The organism is Vibrio splendidus (assembly GCF_001557875.1).
GTDB lineage: Bacteria > Pseudomonadota > Gammaproteobacteria > Enterobacterales > Vibrionaceae > Vibrio > Vibrio splendidus_F.
Window position 1 is genome coordinate 143,769 of the sequence record NZ_LNRF01000003.1, and the last position, 19,453, is coordinate 163,221.

Genomic DNA, 19,453 nt, shown 5'->3' on the forward strand with positions numbered 1-19,453 from the left:
ATACGTTCTCGTCAATCATATGACTTTGAATGGAATTCGCAGAGCTTTGCCCTTGTCGCCAGGACATCGCGCGGAGTTTACGAACGTAAATGAGCACGATGGACAACGCGACGAGGGCAAAGAACCAGAAATTACTTCAAAGTGTGGATCAGAGGTAAACCGGCTGTCGGCTCTAGCTCTTGAACGTGCCAATCTAGACCGATTTCAGGCATGGTTGCTAGGAACGGGTCTGGGTTTAGCTGTTCCATGTTGAACACGCCTTTATCAGCCCACTCGCCACGGAAGAACTGAAGTGCAGCAGTAATCGCTGGAACACCTGTTGTGTAAGAGATCGCTTGGTGCTCTACGTCTTCGTAAGCCACTTCGTGGTCTGCATTATTGTAGATGAATACGCTACGCTCTTTACCGTCTTTCTTACCTTGAACCCAAGTACCGATACACGTTAAACCTGTGTAACCCGGGGCTAGAGATGTTGGATCCGGTAGTAGTGCTTTAAGAACATGCAGAGGCTGAACCACAGTACCATCGTGCAGTGTTAGCGGGTCTGGGCTAAGAAGACCGATATCACGCATGCAGTTGAAGTAGTTCAAGTATGCATCACCAAAGCCCATCCAAAATTCGATACGCTTCGCTGGGATGAACTCTTTCATTGAACGAACTTCATCGTGTGCCATTGAGTAAACTTTGTGAGAACCACAGTTCGGGAATTCAAACTCAAGCATACGAGAGTGACAAGGTACTTGTTTCCACTCTTCATTTTCCCAGTAGAAAGAGTCGCCTTGGATCTCAAGCATGTTGGTTTCTGGGTCAAAGTTTGTCGCAAACTTCTTGCCGTGGTCGCCAGCATTCACATCCATTACATCAATTGAGTCAATCTCATCGAACAAGTGCTTAACCGCGTATGCAGCAAAGATTGATACCACACCTGGATCAAAACCAGCGCCTAGAATACCTGTGATGCCCGCCTCAGCGAACTTCTCACGGTAGCCCCACTGCCAATCGTAAGCTTGTGGTACTTGCTGGCCTTCAGAACATAGGTCAACCGCAACCGATGTATCTAGGTAAGAGACTTTAGTTTGGTAACACGCTTCCATGATCGCCATGTTTACCCATGGAGGACCAGCGTTGATAACAAGATCAGGCTGAACTTCTTTAATCAAAGCAACAAGCGCATCAACATCATCAGCGTCGACTGAACGTGCTTCTAGTTTCTTAGTTGAATCTTTAAGGTTGTTTTTGCCTTTGATAGATTCGATGATTTTTTCACACTTCGCGATTGTGCGAGAAGCGATTGTGATATCACCCAGTACTTCGTTATTTTGTGCTGCTTTATGTGCAACAACCCAACCAACGCCGCCTGCACCAATTTGTAGAATAGCCATAGTTTTAATTACCCTTGTTGTTCTGCTAGCTCAATAGCTAAAGTTTGAATTTTGTTAATTAGAGATTTGAAGTCTGATGTCGTTAAGCACGGATTCAAGATAGTGAATTTCAGCGCGCTTTTACCGTCAACGACCGTTTCGCCAAGCACGGCAACACCACGAGTCAGTGCTTCCAGTCTTAGCGTTTGATTCAGTTTGTCTAAATCTAGCTCACGGTTTGCTGACGGCTTAGATCGGAACAGCACAGTAGACAGTGACGGCTCAGCAAGCAGTTCAAAATCGTCTTGGTTTTGAATTAGGTCTGCAACTTGAAGCGTCTGCTCTAGAAGATGATCGTACATATCACCCAGCTGCTTTGGCCCAACGCTTTGCATCGTCATGAAGACTTTCAATGCATCGAAGCGTTTAGTAGTCGCAATAGACTTATCGACTAGATTCGGCAGCTCATCGTGCTCGCGATTCAAGTAATCTGCGTGATGCAGTAGGTACTTAAAGTTCGCTTTGTCTTTCAGCAGCACAGCACCACAGCTGATTGTTTGAAAGAACAACTTGTGGAAATCAACGCTGACAGAGTCCGCTTTCTCGATGCCTTTCAGGCGAGCTTTATGGCTACTTAAGATAAGCGCGCCACCGTAAGCACTGTCGACGTGGAACCAAAGATCTTGTTGGTTGGCGATGTCGGCAATCGCTTCAAGGTCATCAATAGCACCGTGATCGGTTGTACCTGCAGTACCGACAACAGCAAAAGGAATCAACCCTTGTGCTTTAAGCGCTGTCACTTCTGCATCTAACAAGTCAGGCTTGATAGTGCCGTTTGCATTGGTGTCAACACAGCACACTGCAGCTTCGCCTAGCCCTAGTAGAGAGGCTGATTTTTGAACCGTGAAGTGAGATTTCTTTGAACATAAGATGCGCAGCTTGCTCGCATATTCTGGTAAGCCAAGCTTTTGGATAGAATGACCATTATGCTTATCCGCAACCCAGTCTCTCGCAAGCAATAAACCCATTAGGTTACTTTGCGTGCCGCCGCTGGTGAAAACACCGTCAGCTTGTGCGCCAAGTTGGTATTTGTCACACATCCAATCCACGACGCGCTGCTCAACATAAGTCGCAGCCGATGCTTGGTCCCAAGAATCCATTGATTGATTCAACGCCGCGATAATCGATTCCGCTGCTACCGAAGCCATAAGAGGAGGAGTGTGAAGGTGTGCAATACAGTCTGGGTGTTGCACGAAGATGGAGTTTGCAGCGACAAGGTCTGCAGTGCTATCTACAACATCAACCAATGCATGTTGATTGTTATCGAGGTCGACAGCATTGATAGCAGCTTCTAGCACTTTTGGATCTAAACCCGAATAAGGGGTTTCAACCTGTTCAAAAACCGCTTTCATCGCTTGAGTGGTTTGGTTCATCACGCTAGCAAATTCGTCGCTACCGCCTAGGCCTGTGTGAATGAAGTGCTTGTTCCACTCTTGATTTGCTTGCTTATCTGAAGCTTGCTCTTCTTGAACGCCTCCGCCGGCAGCAATGATGGCTTCTTCCATCACTCGCAGGGCAAAGTCTATCTGCTCGAAAGAGATAATCATCGGTGGCAGGAAGCGAATCACAGATCCATCACGACCGCCCTTCTCGACCATCAAACCACGCTCTAATGCCGCGCGTTGAATCGCTAGAGTCAGTTCACCGTCTGATTTCGGCTCACCAAATTTATTGAGTTCACCGTTTGGTTGCTTGATCTCGGCTCCGAGCATCAAACCTTTACCACGAACTTCAGCAATACAGCTAACGCGTGATTGAATCTTCTCAAGCCCATGACGTAAGTATTGGCCTGCGATGTTCGCGTGCTCAACCAGCCCATCACGTTCGATGATTTCCAACGCCTTAGCGCCAGACACCATTGCTAATTGGTTACCACGGAATGTACCGGTGTGCTCACCCGCTTTCCATGTATCTATGCTCTTATCGAACACAAGCAGCGACATAGGCAGTCCGCCACCGATCGCTTTAGATAAACATAAGATATCAGGGTTAACGCCTGACTCTTCAAACGCGAATCGATGTCCTGTTTTGCCGACACCACACTGAATTTCATCAAAAATCAGTAGGATACCGTGCTCATCACAAAGGCGACGTAAACCTTGTAGCCAAGATACTGGAGCTGGAATTACACCACCCTCACCTTGCACGGGCTCAACGATCATCGCCGCTGGTTTCATGATGCCGGATTCATCGTCATTCAACATACGCTCGATGTAACGAATGCTCGCGTTGGCACCCGCTTCACCACCAATGCCAAACGGGCAGCGGAGGTTGTATGGGAAAGGCATGAAATGTACGTCAGACATCAAGCCGCTACGACGCTCTTTAGTGCCGAGGTTACCCATCATTCCCATGGTGCCGTTCGTCATGCCATGGTAAGCACCACGGAAAGCAAACATGGTGTTGCGACCAGTGGTTTGCTTAGCGAGCTTGATCGCGGCTTCTACAGCGTCAGCACCCGATGGGCCACAGAATTGAAGAACCGAGTTATTTGAAAAGTCTTGAGGAAGAAAAGCTTTAACTCGCTTGATAAACGTCTCTTTTGCTTGAGTCGTAATATCAAGAGTTTGGTATGGCAAACCAGAATCGAGCTGGTCTTTGAGTGCTTGATTAATCTCAGGGTGGTTATAACCCAGAGAAAGTGTACCCGCACCGGCTAAGCAATCGAGAAAGAGTTGGCCACGAGTATCTTCAACTAAAGCGCCACATGCTCGTTTAATAGCAATAGGCAGACGTCTTGGGTAAGAGCGAACATCCGACTCATGCTGTTCTTGCTCTAGCAAAATAGCGTCAGGTGTTAGGTCGTAAGTCCCCTCTAAGATAGGAACCATAGTTGAAAATGAATTTGCGATAGTATTGATATCGACTTCAAAGGCGGTAGTCATAAAAGTCCCCTTGAATGTATTCATACTCACCTCCATCAGACGCAATTATCCACCAACTCTCGTTAAATTTGGAGAGAGTTCATAGTGAAGCACGCGTATCGTCTAGAAATGAGATATAGCTGTACGCTCGCATAAGTCAAATGACGAATACGAAATTAAGCCGTCTTAAGACAGCGATAAATTGTTAGCGTGAGCTCAAGGTTCAGTAATGCTACTGTTTTGAAGAATTGGACATTTTTGCAGGATCGGGCAGCTATGAGGAGCTGGTCCCTTTGGAAATGCAGAGCTGATTAGCAATGTTGTAATTAGTGTGTTCAATGTTGGGTTTCCCATTAACATGGCGAACTGCGCCATAAGTATCCCGTCTATCAGCTAAAGGACTAGCCAATACCTACCCTACGTAATGTCCCAATCAGCAAGAATGGTCACTACGCGTATCCCCCAGAAGCAATCGTTGCTCTTCTTGAACATTGTTCATTCCGAGATTGCGCGGGAAAGTAACATAAAGTGAAATGAACGATCAATAGTTTTTAATAATAGCTTGATAAATAGCAGCGGTGGCTAAGCAATTGCTGCAAATATCGTCAACACTATCGTTTAGGAAAGAGATCCCCGGTTCATTCGTTCCTCATGCCCGAGGATGACGACGTAGGTATACAGGCATGTTAGTGATGGCTTTGAGGCTGTGGCGTCTTTCCCTAGAGCGAGGAGCGAGTTCATAGAGAATCTCACACTGAAACCAACAGAGTTCACTACATAGATAAAAGAATCGAAAGTTAATCACCTGCCCACGTTTACGTCATTCCCTAGTACGAGGAACGAGTTCATAGGGAATCTCGCTTTTAAAAACTAACTTATCTAAACGAACTTGATTGCGAAATTTTGAGATAGAGATGAATTCTAAGTGAGGGCTCGAGCAAGCAAAGTACTTACACGTAAAAGCTAAACGTCAGAAACCAAAAAGCCCGAACATTTCTGTTCGGGCTTTTTAATTTGGAGCGATACATCGGGTTCGAACCGATGACCTCAACCTTGGCAAGGTTGCGCTCTACCAACTGAGCTAGTATCGCATTTGCTTTATCGAGATAAAGACTTTAATAGATGGTGCCCCGGGCCGGACTTGAACCGGCACAGCGCGAACGCCGAGGGATTTTAAATCCCTTGTGTCTACCAATTCCACCACCAGGGCACGCAATTCTTTATTGCGATGCCGATTACTGAAAAGTAAAACACCATCTTAATGCTGACGCCAATCAACATTACAAAATTTGGAGCGATACATCGGGTTCGAACCGATGACCTCAACCTTGGCAAGGTTGCGCTCTACCAACTGAGCTAGTATCGCATTTTCATTCAAATTCTTTCTAGAAGAAAGAGAGAATGGAGGCGCCTCCCGGAGTCGAACCGAGGTCCACGGATTTGCAATCCGCTGCATAGCCACTCTGCCAAGGCGCCTTAGTAACTCCAATCGAATCGCTCATTGCCATCCTCTTGGGTACGGGATGCATTCTACGGATTCAGACGATTGAGTCAATAATATTTTTGTATTTTTAATTCGTTTGAATAGATTTCATACGAAACAGGCCAAATAGCTGACTTTATGTTCAAAACACACTGTGAGCGGGTTATTCAAAGGAGATCTATATCACATTAGATATCCAGTATTGATAACTTAACCTTAGATTAAAGATCAAAAAAGCGAGCCTCAGCTCGCTTCTTCATCAATGATGTTTTTCGTCTAACAAATCGTCTTTGGCAGCCATCAAGTATTGCGCCATCGACCAGTAGGTTAGAATCGTTGCAACGTAGAGCGCGATGTAACCAACCCAAACCATCCAATCGTCATAGCGCCAGATAAGCACCCACAACGCGAACATCTGAGAAACCGTTTTAACCTTGCCGACCCAAGACACTGCAACACTTGCGCGTTTACCGATTTCAGCCATCCATTCACGAAGCGCCGAAATGATGATCTCACGAGCAATCATGGTCACGGCTGGGATAGTCACCCAAATCGAGTGGTAATGCTCTGTAATCAGGATAAGAGCCGTAGCGACCAGCACTTTGTCAGCCACAGGGTCAATGAAGGCACCGAAGCGAGACGTTTGCCCTAACTTACGAGCTAGCATGCCATCAAGCCAATCAGTGAAACCGGCTACCCAAAACACCATTGCAGCAGCGAAAGGAGCCCATTGATAAGGTAGATAGAAAACGACAACGAATACTGGGATCAAAAATAGTCTCAGTAAGGACAAAATGTTAGGTATATTCAAACGCATATTATTGGGCTCTTATTAATTGCGCTTTAATGGTGCGGGATTTTTACTATTGTTTCAATGCTTGATAAATGTTTTCTGCCAAAGAATGACTAATGCCCGGCACTTTGGCTATTTCTTCGACAGTTGCACGCTTAAGTTCTTGTAAGCCACCCATATATTTCAGCAAAGCTTGACGACGTTTAGGCCCTACCCCTTCAATTCCTTCCAAAGCACTGGTTCTGCGCGTTTTACCACGTTTCGCCCTGTGCCCTGCAATCGCATGATTATGACTCTCATCACGAATGTGTTGGATAAGGTGCAGCGCTGGTGCATCACTTGGTAAGTTAAATTCTTCACCTTCAAGGGTTACCAAGGTTTCTAAACCCGGTTTACGAGTCACGCCTTTCGCAATACCCATCATTCTTGGTCTAAACGGCCAATCACCCCAGTATTGAGAAATGATCTCATGAGCGCGGTTTAGCTGACCTTTACCACCATCGATAACGATGATGTCTGGGATCTTGTCGACATCGAGTTGCTTCGAATAACGTCTCTCAAGCGCCTGAGCCATCGCTGCGTAATCATCGCCACCGGTAATGCCGGTGATGTTGTAACGACGGTACTCCGGTTTAACCGGGCCTTCTTGATTGAATACCACACACGACGCAATCGTGCTTTCACCCATGGTATGACTGATATCGAAACATTCCATACGTTTGATAGCATCCATCGACAGCACTTCTTGAAGCTCTTTGAAGCGCTGATTAATCGTCATCTTGTGATTAATCTTGGTGGTAATAGCCGTCAATGCATTGGTATTCGACAATTTAAGGTAACGACCTCGAGTACCTGAAGGGTTGGTGTTGAAGTGAATCTTACGACCTGCCACTTCACACAAGGCTTCTTGAATCGGTGTGACATCTTCCATCAAATCGGCATTGAGAATCAAACGAGTTGGGATGGTTCTTGCTTCATTATGCGCAAGATAGTATTGGCTTAAAAAGCTCGAAAAGACCTCTTCTCGCACCGTATTGTTTGGAATTTTAGGAAAATGACTTCTACTTCCTAAAACCTTGCCTTGGCGAATCATCAAGATATGAATACACGCTACGCCATTCTCTTGAGCAAAGCCCAACACGTCCATATCTTCCATTGAATCGTCAGATACGTATTGTTGTTCTTGCACGCGTCGAATCGCTTGGATTTGGTCACGGAAAGCGGCAGCTTGTTCAAAGCGAAGCTCTCGGCTAGCCTTGTCCATTTTGTCGATAAGCGTTTCAAGGACGAGCTTGTCTTTCCCCTGTAGGAATAGACGAACGTAGTCGATAAGCTCACTGTACTCTTCATCTGAGATAATAGAGCTGACACATGGCGCAGCACAACGGCCAATCTGATACATCAAACACGGGCGCGTTCTGTTGGCATAAACCGTATCTTCACACTGGCGTGCAGGGAAAATCTTTTGGATTAGGTGTAGCGTCTCACGCACAGCGCCGGAATCAGGGTAAGGACCAAAGTATTCGCCCTTTTTCTTCTTAGCACCACGGTGCATCGACAAACGAGGATGCTTGTGACCGCTAATAAAAATATAAGGGTACGACTTATCATCACGCAAAAGTACGTTGTATTTAGGTAAGTACTGCTTGATGTAGTTATGCTCAAGAATGAGCGCTTCTGTTTCCGTGTGCGTTACAGTGACATCGATCTTGTCAATATTACTGACTAGAGCGCGTGTTTTTTCACTGTCGACTTTTTTACGGAAATAACTGGAAAGGCGTTTTTTGAGGTTCTTAGCTTTACCGACGTAAATAACGACAGCCTCGGCGTTATACATTCGATAAACGCCGGGCTGCTCTGTTACTGTCTTGAGGAATGAGACTGAGTCAAACAAGTTGGTCACTATACGATCTCAGTGTTAAAGGGTCTCAGTGTCTAACATTCCGTGTCTAATCGCTAAATGCGTCAGCTCTACATCGCCACTAATATCCAGCTTGCTGAACAAACGGTAGCGGTAACTGTTGACTGTTTTAGGACTTAGATTGAGTTGTTCTGAAATATCCGTCACTTTCTGACCTTTGGTAATCATCATCATGATTTGAAGTTCACGTTCAGATAAGTCTGCGAATGGATTTTCAGACGCAGGAGAGAATTGGCTCAAAGCCATCTGCTGCGCAATTTCTGGTGAAATGTATCGTTGGCCACTGTTAACCACTCGAATTGCATTTACCATTTCATCCGGACCTGCTCCTTTCGTAAGGTAACCAGCAGCCCCAGCTTGCATCACTTTAGTTGGAAACGGATTTTCCGTATGAACAGTTAAAACGATGATTTTAACATCAGGGTTGAAACGCAAGATTTTCTTGGTTGCTTCTAAGCCACCAATACCAGGCATATTCATATCCATCAAAATAACGTCAGTATTGTTAGTACGACACCATTTTGCAGCATCTTCACCGCTTTCAGCTTCCCCTGCTACGTTCATTCCACGGACGTCTTCAATAATACGTCGTATCCCTGTGCGAACCAGCTCGTGATCATCTACAAGGAAAACATTTATCAAACTTGTATCTCCACACTATTAATTGGCTCTGCAACCACTGTGTCGTTTCATCTGTTTGAAACAATTAAACAAAGAAACAGTGGATCGCAGCATTGAGTACATCTTAACTTAATTACTAAAAAAAAGCTCTGTTGAATATGTGCTGAAACACGAACTTTAGCAAGTACTTATTAACAAATAAGCCAACTAAAACAACAAGCTTTTTCTAAAAATCAATCAGTTAAAACAACACCCAATAAAATTACACAAGATAAAGATATTTTCAATACCATTGAATAACCATTCGCGACAATTTCACTTATTTGCTTATAGAGTCCCGTTATTTGCCTCTGTTAACTAGAATTTAGTTAGTATTTTTGCTGCCTGTTGTGCGCTAAGGCTCGCTAGGTGGTAATATTCGATTCCCAATTTCAATAGGTTACTACATTGGATATTCAGCAAGGCTTTGTGCTCACAAGACAAGCAAGAGACTTTTCAGGGCGCACGCAAATCGACTTGTGGTTAAGCACCCCTCAAGGCCCTACTCTACTGACAATTCAAAATGAAAAGCCTGTATTTTTCGTCGCGCAAGCTGATGTAGAAGCATGTCAGGCTATCGTAGCGAAAGAGTCAATCAATTGCCAATTCAAGCCTCTAGAGCTAGCCACATTTGAGCAAACACCTCTAGCCGCGTGTTATACATCTCTGTCGAGAAGTAGTTTTGGTTTAGCGCAAGCCTTTCACAACGAAGAAATCCAAACCTTTGAAAGCGATATTCGACTCGCCGACCGATATCTGATGGAACGATTTATCAAGGGAAGTATTGAGTTCACCGGATCTGCTACGCAAAAAAATCAGTATCGTCGAGTCTCAAACGCAAAATGCCGAGCAGGTGATTACTTACCCAACCTATCAGTGGTCTCGCTTGATATTGAGTGTTCAGAAAAAGGCGTGCTTTATTCAATTGGCCTAGACAGCCCGATGGACAGTCGAGTGATCATGGTCGGCGAGCCACAACGAGCTGAAACCAATATCCAATGGGTAGCCAACGAGAAAGCGCTACTCGAAGCAATGATAGCTTGGTTCTCTGAATTTGATCCTGACATCATCATTGGTTGGAACGTTATTGACTTCGATTTTAGGCTGCTGCACAAACGTTCAGAATGGAACGAAGTGAAACTCAGCATTGGTCGAGACAATCAACCTAGCTTCTTTCGTAGCTCGGCACAAAACCAGCAAGGCTTTATCACCATTCCTGGGCGCGTTGTCTTGGATGGCATCGATATGCTCAAAACGGCGACCTACCACTTTCGCTCTTGGTCTCTTGAATCGGTATCGCAAGAACTGCTTGGGGAAGGCAAAGACATCCATAACGTTCATGACCGTATGGATGAGATAAACCGAATGTTTAAGTTCGATAAACCTTCACTCGCTAAGTACAACCTTCAAGACTGCGTGCTAGTAAACCGCATCTTCGAACACACTCACCTACTCGACTTCGCCATTGAGCGTTCTCGATTAACCGGTGTAGAACTGGATCGCGTTGGTGGCTCTGTTGCTGCCTTTACAAACTTATACCTGCCTCAAATCCACAGAGCGGGCTATGTCGCACCAAACTTAGAGCCGGAGAATTGGATTGCGAGCCCCGGCGGTTATGTGATGGATTCGATTCCCAACCTGTACGACTCGGTGTTAGTCCTCGACTTTAAGAGCTTGTATCCATCGATCATTCGCTCGTTTCTGATTGACCCAATGGGGCTTATTGAAGGGTTGAAGCTTGAACTAGGCCCAGCAGAAGACCAAGCCGTTGATGGCTTTCGCGGTGGACAATTCCACCGCTCTAAACACTTCTTGCCAGAGATGATTGAAAACCTTTGGGCAGCACGTGATGTGGCTAAAAAGAACAACGAGAAGGCGTTCTCTCAGGCGATCAAAATCATCATGAACTCATTCTATGGTGTGTTAGGTTCGTCTGGTTGTCGTTTCTTCGACACCCGCTTAGCGTCTTCGATTACCATGCGTGGACATGAGATCATGAAGCAAACCAAGGTTCTGATCGAAGACAAAGGCTATCAAGTAATTTATGGGGACACCGATTCAACCTTCGTTTCTCTGAACGGCAGTTATGATCAGCAAAAAGCCGATGAGATCGGGAACACACTGGTCGCTTACATCAACGATTGGTGGACGAATCACTTAAAAGAGACCCACAACCTAACCTCAATACTCGAACTGGAATATGAGACTCACTATCGCAAATTCCTGATGCCAACCATTCGAGGCTCTGAAACAGGCTCTAAGAAGCGCTACGCCGGTTTAATCAATCACGGGGACCAAGAGAAGATCATCTTTAAAGGACTGGAGAGTGCTCGTACCGATTGGACACCTCTCGCACAACAGTTCCAACAGACCCTGTATGAGATGGTGTTTCACGATCAAGACCCAACCGACTATGTCAGACAATTTGTTAATGAGACTTCAGCGGGTAAACATGACGATTTATTGGTTTACCAGAAGCGTCTGCGTCGTAAGCTACATGAATACCAAAAGAACATTCCGCCACAAGTCAGGGCTGCAAGAATGGCCGATGAAATAAATGCTCAGTTAGGACGCCCTCTTCAATATCAAAACAAAGGACGTATTGAGTATTTGATTACACTTAGTGGCCCTGAGCCTAAAGAATATTTAAAGAGTGGCATTGATTATCAGCATTACATCGACAAACAAATTAAACCAGTCGCTGAAGCTATCTTGCCCTTCATCGGTTTGGATTTTGAACGAGTCAGCGGGCAGCAATTAGGTCTATTCTAAGATTCTTATTGAGGTTTAATCAAAAAAAAGCAGAGGAATGTTCAATTCGCTCTGCTTTTTTATATCGATAGATTACGAAGCTCTATCCGATTCGAAACTCGGTTTTCTGATATTGCTTAACTAACCACTCACCAAAGCCATCTAGAATACCGATCACCGAACGTTTAGGGATCGGTCTACCTGATAGTAAAATACCCAACCTTTGAATTTCGACTTCTCTATCTGGGTGATACTTCAAGAACTGTTGGCCACACTCTACTGGATCATCGAACCAATATTTATCGCGATACATCACCAAAGAGTAACTCGCTCGTAGCAACTTCTTGGCGATAATCACCTGCGCGACGACTTGCTGTTCTGGCGTTGTTGCTCGGGCAATCTTGTTGCGATACACCGCTAACCAGTTTTCAGCATCCATATTCCAGTGCTTAGCAATTTCCCAGCTCGTCTCGAAATCGCCATAGCAATCCGATAAGTCTTCACCGTGCACACATACAGCCAAATGCTTAAGCATAAAGCCCCAGGTGAAGATGTTGTCGAAATCGACTATTTCGCTCACCAAGGTGGTTTTAATCGCCACTTGAGTAACCTGTGGGAAGCTTTTTTGGAAGCGCCATTTAATGGTATTTAGCAGCGTGGTTCGCTGATCAGGAAACGGGCGGTGTGTCACCACAACCACATCAAGATTTGAGCGACCGACGACGGCTTGCTTGCGTGCGACACTGCCATAAATATAGACACTGTGTAGATTAGATCCTAACCCACCTTTTAGAAAGGTAATCAGATCGTTAACCACAGGTTGAAATTCAGGTTGAAATGGCTGTGTTGGGTCAATAACGGGTAGCGGCATAGGTCGTTTCGGTAAATAAAATCATGATTTAACAGTAACTCTATGATCGCCTAGGTGACTTTATGATTCAAGCTATTCCTATTTATAGCATCTCCGAGATATAATCAGCGGATAGACCCACTAAGGACAAACACAAAATGCCTAGAGCAAGTGAAATTAAAAAAGGTTTTGCTATCACAGTAGAAAGCAAAACAGTGATCGTTAAAGATATCGAAGTAACAACACCAGGCGGCCGCGGCGGCCAAAAAATTTATCGCTTCCGTGGTAACGATGTAGCAACTGGCGTTAAAACTGAAGTTCGCCACAAGGCTGACGAAATCGTTGAAACTATCGACGTAACTAAGCGTGCAGTAATGTTCTCTTACGTTGATGGCAACGAGTACATCTTCATGGACAACGAAGATTACACACAATTCATCTTCAACGGTGAAACAATCGAAGACGAACTACTGTTCATCAACGAAGAAACTCAAGGCATGTACGCGATTCTTATCGATGGCAACGCTGCAACGCTTGAGCTTCCAACGTCTGTTGAGCTAGTTATCGAAGAGACTGATCCTTCAATCAAAGGTGCATCAGCGTCTGCTCGTACTAAGCCTGCTCGTCTTTCTACAGGTCTTACTATTCAAGTACCTGAATACATCGCGACTGGCGACAAAGTAGTAGTAAACACTGCTGAACGTAAATACATGAACCGCGCAAGCTAAGATACTTATTATGACCGAAGCTAACGACCTAATGTCTTATGACGACGCAATTGATACTGCATACGACATCTTTCTAGAGATGGCTCCCGATAACCTTGAACCTGCAGACGTGATCTTATTCACGGCTCAGTTTGAAGATCGTGGCGCTGCAGAACTTGTTGAAACTGGCGATGATTGGGTTGAACATGTTGGCTTTGAAGTCGACAAAGAAATCTACGCTGAAGTGCGCATTGGTCTTGTGAATGAAGCTGATGACGTTCTAGACGATGTATTTGCTCGCATGCTGATCAGCCGTGACCCAGAACATAAGTTCTGTCACATGCTGTGGAAACGCGACTAATACCGCTGTTGACGCTCATCAGCATGAGTAAACAAGTATTCATGTAAGCGAGTTAAAAGTTAGCCGAGCCGATTGCTCGGCTATTTTTATCACGCCATTTCTCATCGTGATTACTCACTTTCATCATCAACTTTAGATTCACTGATTATGACCAAAGCAAAAACAGACACACAATCAAAAGGCTATGCCTGCATTGGCCTAGTTAACCCAAAGACGCCTGAAAACGTAGGCTCTGTAATGCGAGCAGCTGGCTGCTACGGCGCCAACTCCGTGTTTTACACTGGCACACGCTACGACCATGCGCGAAAATTCCATACCGACACCAAAGAAAAGCACTTAGCCCTGCCTTTAATTGGTGTTGAAGAGCTGAAAGATATTATTCCAGTAGGCTGCGTACCGGTTGCTGTTGATCTGATTGAAGGTGCTAAACCGCTACCTGATTACAAGCACCCACCACGTGCGTTTTACATTTTTGGCCCAGAAGATGGCACGCTAAAGAAAGAGATCACAGATTTCTGTCGTGAGACGATTTACGTTCCGACCAACGGCTGCATGAATCTAGCGGCATCAGTGAACGTTGTGCTTTACGACCGACTGGCGAAGGGTGATAACTTTTCGAATCATAAGTAGAAGATACGAGATACGAGATACGAGATACGAGATACGAGATACGAGATACGAACAGATTATAGATGCGCGCGTACACGAAAGGCACGCTTGCTGTCGTTTATAACAGCATGTTTTCTATACTCGGTTACTCGCATCACGCATCTTCTATTTCTTCAGACGTAAAAAAACCTGCTAAGTTAGCAGGTTTTTTAGTATTCAGTGCTTTCAGCTAATGAAGCTTACGCGTAAGAACTTACGTAATTACTGACGTGTTCTTGGCTTAGCTGGTTTAGCCGGACGACCGTTGTTCAGTTTAGGCTTACTTTTGTTAGCCTGAGGTTTGCCTTTGTTTGCAGCTGGAGCGCTACGACCTGAATCAGGTGTTGTAGTACCGCGAGTTGCAGGCTTCTTGCGTTTAGTTTGGTTGCTACGGCCTTTTGGTGCGTTTGCACGCTCTTCGTGACGCTTAACAGCACGACGAATTTTTTGGCTACGAGAACGCTCACGCTTACGAGAAGTGTTTGAAGGATCAAGATCCAACAGTGTCTCTTTCTCTGGCTTAAGCTCAACAAGCTCACGCAGGTAGTTAACTTCTTGAAGATCTAGCTCTTTCCAACCGCCACGAGGCAGTTTCTTATCAAGGTAGATATCACCGTAACGTACACGTTTTAGGCGGCTTACTGTTGTTTCTTGAGATTCCCAAAGACGACGAACCTCACGGTTACGACCTTCGTTAATCGCTACGTAAAAAGTATGGTTCATACCTTCACCGCCAGCGTAAACCACATCTTCAAAACGAGCCATACCGTCTTCTAGTTGTACGCCACGAGTAACATTTTTAACTTTCTGCTCAGTCACTTCACCAAACACACGTACTAAGTACTCACGTTCAACCTGACGGCTTGGGTGCATTAGGCGGTTTGCAAGTTCACCATCAGTAGTGAAAAGCAAAAGACCCGATGTGTTTGCATCAAGACGACCAACTGAAATCCAACGAGAACCACGGATCTTAGGTAGACGATCGAAAACAGTACGGCGGCCTTCAGGATCGTGACGAGTACAAAGCTCACCTTCAGGTTTGTAGTAAGCAAGTACACGACAAACCACTTCTTCAGAAGCCTTGCCTGAAACAGTATGGCCATCGATACGGATCACTGAGTTCTCGTCTTCAAGACGCTCGCCCAGTTTCGCAACTTGACCGTTAACACTTACACGACCAGATTTGATTAAACCTTCTAGTTCACGACGAGAACCGTGACCAGCTCGCGCTAAAACCTTCTGTAATTTTTCGCTCATTTACTCTTTTCTACCTAATTGTCGTCTTCACAGACGTCGAATGAATTTTTCGCGACCAAATCGCGGTCGCGTATTATCGCAAATAACCTGCCAAAAAGCACTTGTTATTTACTCTGGCAGGTTTGCTGTATCGTTACAGACTGTTAATCAGTAAAGCGATTATTCAAACGGCGCAGGATCGCCAGCACCACGACGTAGAACCACGGCATCGTCGTCACTAAAGTCAATAACCGTCGTCGGTTGCTCACCTAAGTAACCACCATTCAAAATGACATCAACCGCATGCTCTAGGCTGTCACGAATTTCTTCTGGATCCGACTCAGTCGTCTCGTTACCCGGAAGAATCAATGACGTCGACATCAATGGTTCGCCCATCGCTTCCAACAAGTCGAGTGCAATCTTGTTGTCTGGGACACGAATACCAATCGTTTTACGCTTGGCGTTCATCAAACGCTTTGGCACTTCTTTGGTTGCTTTAAAGATAAACGTGTAAGCACCTGGCGTGTGTGCTTTCAGTAGACGGAAAGCCACGTTATCGACGCGTGCATACAGTGATAATTCAGAAAGATCACGGCATAACAACGTGAAGTTATGCTTGTCATCGATGCGACGAATTTTACAGATACGTTCAAGTGCTTGTTTGTTTTCAAGCTGACAGCCCAGCGCATAACCGGAATCTGTTGGATAAACCACTACGCCGCCATTGCGAATAATCGCAACCGCTTGAGTAATTAAGCGTGCTTGTGGGTTATCTGGGTGTACATAAAAAAACTGGCTCATTGTTGATCCTCGTTATCGAATCTCTCGACTCTATCATCAGAAGGAGCTGGTTCACCTAAAGACTATTCAGATGGTGAAACCGTTTGAAACTCCCAATCTTTCCATACTTCTTCGACCCCAGAAGGTAGCCAGAGATTACGTCCAAGTTCCATCCACGGAGATGGGTAATGGAAATCACTGCCTTGGGAGGCTAATAGTTTGTATTGTATAGCATAATCCGCGAGTGTGCGTCTTTCTTGTTGCGCTTGCTGAGGTTGAGCGACTTCCATCGCATCCCCTTTCGCTTCAACAAATGCAGCTAGCAAGCGCTTAACCCACTTGGCTGTAAGGCCATATCGCCCAGGGTGAGCGAGTACGGCTTGACCACCAGCAGCATGAATGGCCGTGACAGCATCACTCATTGAGCACCACGTCGGCGGCACATAACCTGGGTTATTGCGAGTAAGAAACTTTTTAAACACCTGCTGCATGGTTTTTGCGTAGCCGTTGTCGACTAACCACTTAGCAAAGTGAGCGCGAGTAATAGGCGCATCACCCGCAATCAATTTAACTTCTTCTAGCACCCCTTCACGAGTCGCTTTCTCAAGACGTTGAGCAATCATCTCTGCGCGTCCAATACGGTGTTGCTTCTGTTGCTCAATGAGTGCTTTGAGCTCTGGTGACTCAGGATCAACGTTTAACCCAACAATATGGATATCTTTGTTTTGCCAAACGGTCGAAATCTCAATGCCGTTGATCAGCTGAATAGGAAGGTTGTTATCAGCAATATAGCTGCGTGCTTCAGCAAGCCCATCAGTCGTGTCATGATCTGTAATCGCTAGCGCTTCGATATTAAAGCCAAGCGCTCGGTCAATTAGCTCAGGTGGAGTAAGTCGGCCATCTGAGGCTGTTGTATGACTATGTAGATCAATTCTCATATATTCTTTTTCATTGTTTTCAATTTTTATCGTTATATTTGTGTCAACACACTTGACCCGCAAGCAGAAAACTAGTTAACTAGTACACAAATACGAAGTATCACATTTGATAGGTTCACCATGTTACAAGAATTTAACCAAAACCATAAAGATAAAGTTTTAGAACTTTCTTCAGTAGAAGCAAGTTCAGAGCTTAATTGGTGGCGCACTTGGACAAGTTCTTGGTGGGCTAACGTGTACTTCTAGTTAAACAGTTTGTTTATAAAAAAGTTATCACTAAGCCCGCTTTAATAGCGGGCTTTTTAATTTGTCGAACATCTCACATTCAACTGACTAACAAATCATCGAATTGACCATATTCTAGATTGGGTGAAAGGTATCTTTATGCGACTATGTACGGCAGGAAATTTAAAGAATCATAAAGGAGGTCTTGTGAACAAGGCCATTGAAATCAAAAAGCTGGGAACCATTGAGGTCATCAATTCATCAGTTCCTTACTCGCAAGATCCAACCAGCGTTTTTCATACTCTGTGTGAAAACAAAACAGACAGTTTGCTGTTGGAATCGGCTGAGATTGAATCCAAACAGAACCTAACAAGCCTACTCCTTATCGACTCTGCTGTTCGTATCGTATGTCGCGGACATGAAGTAACCTTTCAAGCATTGACTAAAAACGGTCAAGCGCTTATCAAACATCTCACTCAAAACGTGAAAGCAGAAATTAAATCTGACCTTACTGATAACGTTTTGACGCTGACTTTTGTCGAGCCAAGCAACGAATTAGACGAAGACTCACGTTTAAGAGAAGCCTCTTCATTCGATGCACTGCGTTTGGTTCAGCACAGCTTTGAGCAAGACGCAGATAACAAACACGCGCTATTCATGGCGGGCTTATTCGCTTACGACATCGTGGCTAACTTTGAACCGCTAGGTGATGCTGAAGCAACCAACAATTGTCCTGACTTTGTATTCTACGTTGCGGAAACACTATTGCGTTTCGACCACCAAGAGAACGAAGGCCTACTTCATGCGAGCTTGTTCGCTCAAGATGACAGTATCAAAGCGCAATTAACTGACCGTTTAGCCGACATTCAAACTCAGTGCCAGTCACTGAAAGCAATCACTGAAGTAACGCCGCTCGACAACGTTGAAGCAGTACCGAGCGTTTCAGATGAAGACTTCTGCCAAACGGTTCGTGATTTAAAAGAGTACGTAGTTAAAGGCGACGTATTCCAAGTGGTGCCTTCACGCCGCTTTACTCTACCTTGCCCTGCTCCACTGGCGGCTTATAAAGAGCTCAAGCAAAGTAACCCAAGCCCTTACATGTTCTACATGCAAGATGAGCTGTTTACTCTATTCGGTGCTTCTCCAGAAAGTGCGCTTAAGTACGAGACCGAAACCAACCAAATCGAGATCTACCCAATTGCTGGTACTCGCCGTCGTGGTAAGCGCCCAAATGGCCAAATCGATTTCGACCTAGACAGCCGTATCGAGCTTGAACTGCGTACCGACAAAAAAGAAAACGCTGAACACATGATGCTAGTCGACCTAGCGCGTAACGATGTAGCACGTATTGCGGAAGCTGGCACTCGCCACGTAGCAGACTTGTTGAAAGTAGACCGCTACAGCCATGTAATGCACTTGGTTTCTCGTGTTGTTGGTCAGCTCCGTGAAGACTTAGATGCCCTACACGCTTACCAAGCTTGTATGAACATGGGTACGCTAACAGGCGCACCAAAAATCCGCGCAATGCAGCTTATTCGAGATGTAGAGAAAACGCGTCGTGGTAGCTATGGCGGTGCGGTAGGTTACCTAACAGGTGAAGGCACGTTAGATACGTGTATCGTGATTCGCTCTGCTTACGTTGAAGATGGCATAGCACAGGTACAAGCGGGCGCTGGCGTGGTATTCGACTCAGACCCACAAGCAGAAGCTGATGAAACTCGCGGCAAAGCTCAAGCGGTCATCTCTGCGATTCAAGCAGCGCATACTAAGAGCTCTACTACAAACCAACACTCATCAAATAAGAAGGAGTCGTAA

The 19,453-nt window shown here is 45.2% G+C and carries 15 protein-coding genes, 4 tRNA genes and 1 other annotated feature; of the genes, 6 read left to right on the plus strand and 13 right to left on the minus strand.

What is annotated here, in order from left to right:
• Window positions 1–131: 131 nt before the first annotated feature.
• From ATB74_RS10190 to uvrY, 9 genes are all read right to left on the minus strand, one after another.
• The gene (locus ATB74_RS10190; RefSeq protein ID WP_050052945.1) at window positions 132–1,382 is read right to left on the minus strand and encodes a carboxynorspermidine synthase; all 1,251 of its coding nucleotides are present in this window, start codon (window positions 1,380–1,382) and stop codon (window positions 132–134) included.
• An 8-nt stretch (window positions 1,383–1,390) separates the two neighbouring features.
• Complete coding sequence (locus ATB74_RS10195) at window positions 1,391–4,330, minus strand: pyridoxal phosphate-dependent class III aminotransferase (protein WP_179946911.1); 2,940 nt, start codon at window positions 4,328–4,330, stop codon at window positions 1,391–1,393.
• A gap of 970 nt (window positions 4,331–5,300) precedes the next feature.
• Window positions 5,301–5,376, minus strand: a tRNA-Gly gene (locus ATB74_RS10200).
• A 32-nt stretch (window positions 5,377–5,408) separates the two neighbouring features.
• Window positions 5,409–5,495: transfer RNA gene (locus tag ATB74_RS10205), tRNA-Leu, on the minus strand.
• An 80-nt stretch (window positions 5,496–5,575) separates the two neighbouring features.
• Window positions 5,576–5,651: transfer RNA gene (locus ATB74_RS10210), tRNA-Gly, on the minus strand.
• A gap of 36 nt (window positions 5,652–5,687) precedes the next feature.
• Window positions 5,688–5,761, minus strand: a tRNA-Cys gene (locus ATB74_RS10215).
• Window positions 5,762–6,027: 266 nt separating this feature from the next.
• Window positions 6,028–6,585 carry a CDP-diacylglycerol--glycerol-3-phosphate 3-phosphatidyltransferase gene (gene pgsA / locus ATB74_RS10220; RefSeq protein ID WP_019821134.1) on the minus strand — a complete coding sequence of 186 codons (558 nt, stop codon included), beginning with the start codon at window positions 6,583–6,585 and terminating at the stop codon, window positions 6,028–6,030.
• A 46-nt stretch (window positions 6,586–6,631) separates the two neighbouring features.
• Window positions 6,632–8,464: an excinuclease ABC subunit UvrC gene (gene uvrC, locus ATB74_RS10225; RefSeq protein WP_155645141.1), complete on the minus strand. Its 1,833-nt coding sequence runs from the start codon at window positions 8,462–8,464 to the stop codon at window positions 6,632–6,634.
• 15 nt (window positions 8,465–8,479) lie between these two features.
• The gene (gene uvrY, locus ATB74_RS10230; RefSeq protein WP_004729778.1) at window positions 8,480–9,124 is read right to left on the minus strand and encodes a UvrY/SirA/GacA family response regulator transcription factor; all 645 of its coding nucleotides are present in this window, start codon (window positions 9,122–9,124) and stop codon (window positions 8,480–8,482) included.
• Between the two features lie 426 nt (window positions 9,125–9,550).
• Here uvrY and ATB74_RS10235 point away from each other — a divergent pair, with 426 nt between their 5' ends.
• Window positions 9,551–11,914: a DNA polymerase II gene (locus tag ATB74_RS10235; protein WP_061018371.1), complete on the plus strand. Its 2,364-nt coding sequence runs from the start codon at window positions 9,551–9,553 to the stop codon at window positions 11,912–11,914.
• Between the two features lie 82 nt (window positions 11,915–11,996).
• Here ATB74_RS10235 and ATB74_RS10240 read toward each other — a convergent pair whose 3' ends face one another.
• On the minus strand, window positions 11,997–12,764 hold the full coding sequence (locus ATB74_RS10240) for a hypothetical protein (RefSeq protein ID WP_061018373.1): 768 nt from the start codon (window positions 12,762–12,764) through the stop codon (window positions 11,997–11,999).
• Window positions 12,765–12,901: 137 nt separating this feature from the next.
• Here ATB74_RS10240 and efpL point away from each other — a divergent pair, with 137 nt between their 5' ends.
• From efpL to ATB74_RS10255, 3 genes are all read left to right on the plus strand, one after another.
• Window positions 12,902–13,471 carry an elongation factor P-like protein EfpL gene (gene efpL / locus ATB74_RS10245; protein ID WP_017055115.1) on the plus strand — a complete coding sequence of 190 codons (570 nt, stop codon included), beginning with the start codon at window positions 12,902–12,904 and terminating at the stop codon, window positions 13,469–13,471.
• 10 nt (window positions 13,472–13,481) lie between these two features.
• Entirely contained in the window at window positions 13,482–13,811 is a 330-nt protein-coding gene (locus tag ATB74_RS10250) for an HI1450 family dsDNA-mimic protein (protein ID WP_004741258.1), read from the plus strand.
• A 147-nt stretch (window positions 13,812–13,958) separates the two neighbouring features.
• Window positions 13,959–14,441 (plus strand): RNA methyltransferase, encoded by a 483-nt coding sequence (locus tag ATB74_RS10255; RefSeq protein WP_017061495.1) that lies wholly within the window; start codon window positions 13,959–13,961, stop codon window positions 14,439–14,441.
• 240 nt (window positions 14,442–14,681) lie between these two features.
• Here the strand turns inward: ATB74_RS10255 and rluB are convergent, their stop codons facing one another.
• From rluB to rnm, 3 genes are all read right to left on the minus strand, one after another.
• A complete protein-coding gene (rluB, locus tag ATB74_RS10260; protein WP_017055112.1) occupies window positions 14,682–15,716 on the minus strand; it encodes a 23S rRNA pseudouridine(2605) synthase RluB in 1,035 nt (344 codons plus the stop codon).
• A gap of 159 nt (window positions 15,717–15,875) precedes the next feature.
• Window positions 15,876–16,496 (minus strand): L-threonylcarbamoyladenylate synthase, encoded by a 621-nt coding sequence (locus ATB74_RS10265; RefSeq protein ID WP_009848751.1) that lies wholly within the window; start codon window positions 16,494–16,496, stop codon window positions 15,876–15,878.
• A gap of 62 nt (window positions 16,497–16,558) precedes the next feature.
• Entirely contained in the window at window positions 16,559–17,413 is an 855-nt protein-coding gene (gene rnm / locus ATB74_RS10270; RefSeq protein ID WP_048659601.1) for an RNase RNM, read from the minus strand.
• A gap of 120 nt (window positions 17,414–17,533) precedes the next feature.
• Here rnm and ATB74_RS10275 point away from each other — a divergent pair, with 120 nt between their 5' ends.
• Window positions 17,534–17,659 carry a trp operon leader peptide gene (locus ATB74_RS10275; protein WP_009848753.1) on the plus strand — a complete coding sequence of 42 codons (126 nt, stop codon included), beginning with the start codon at window positions 17,534–17,536 and terminating at the stop codon, window positions 17,657–17,659.
• Window positions 17,606–17,720, plus strand: a sequence feature (Trp leader region). (Overlaps the previous gene by 54 nt.)
• 125 nt (window positions 17,721–17,845) lie before the next feature.
• Complete coding sequence (locus tag ATB74_RS10280; RefSeq protein WP_061018375.1) at window positions 17,846–19,453, plus strand: anthranilate synthase component 1; 1,608 nt, start codon at window positions 17,846–17,848, stop codon at window positions 19,451–19,453.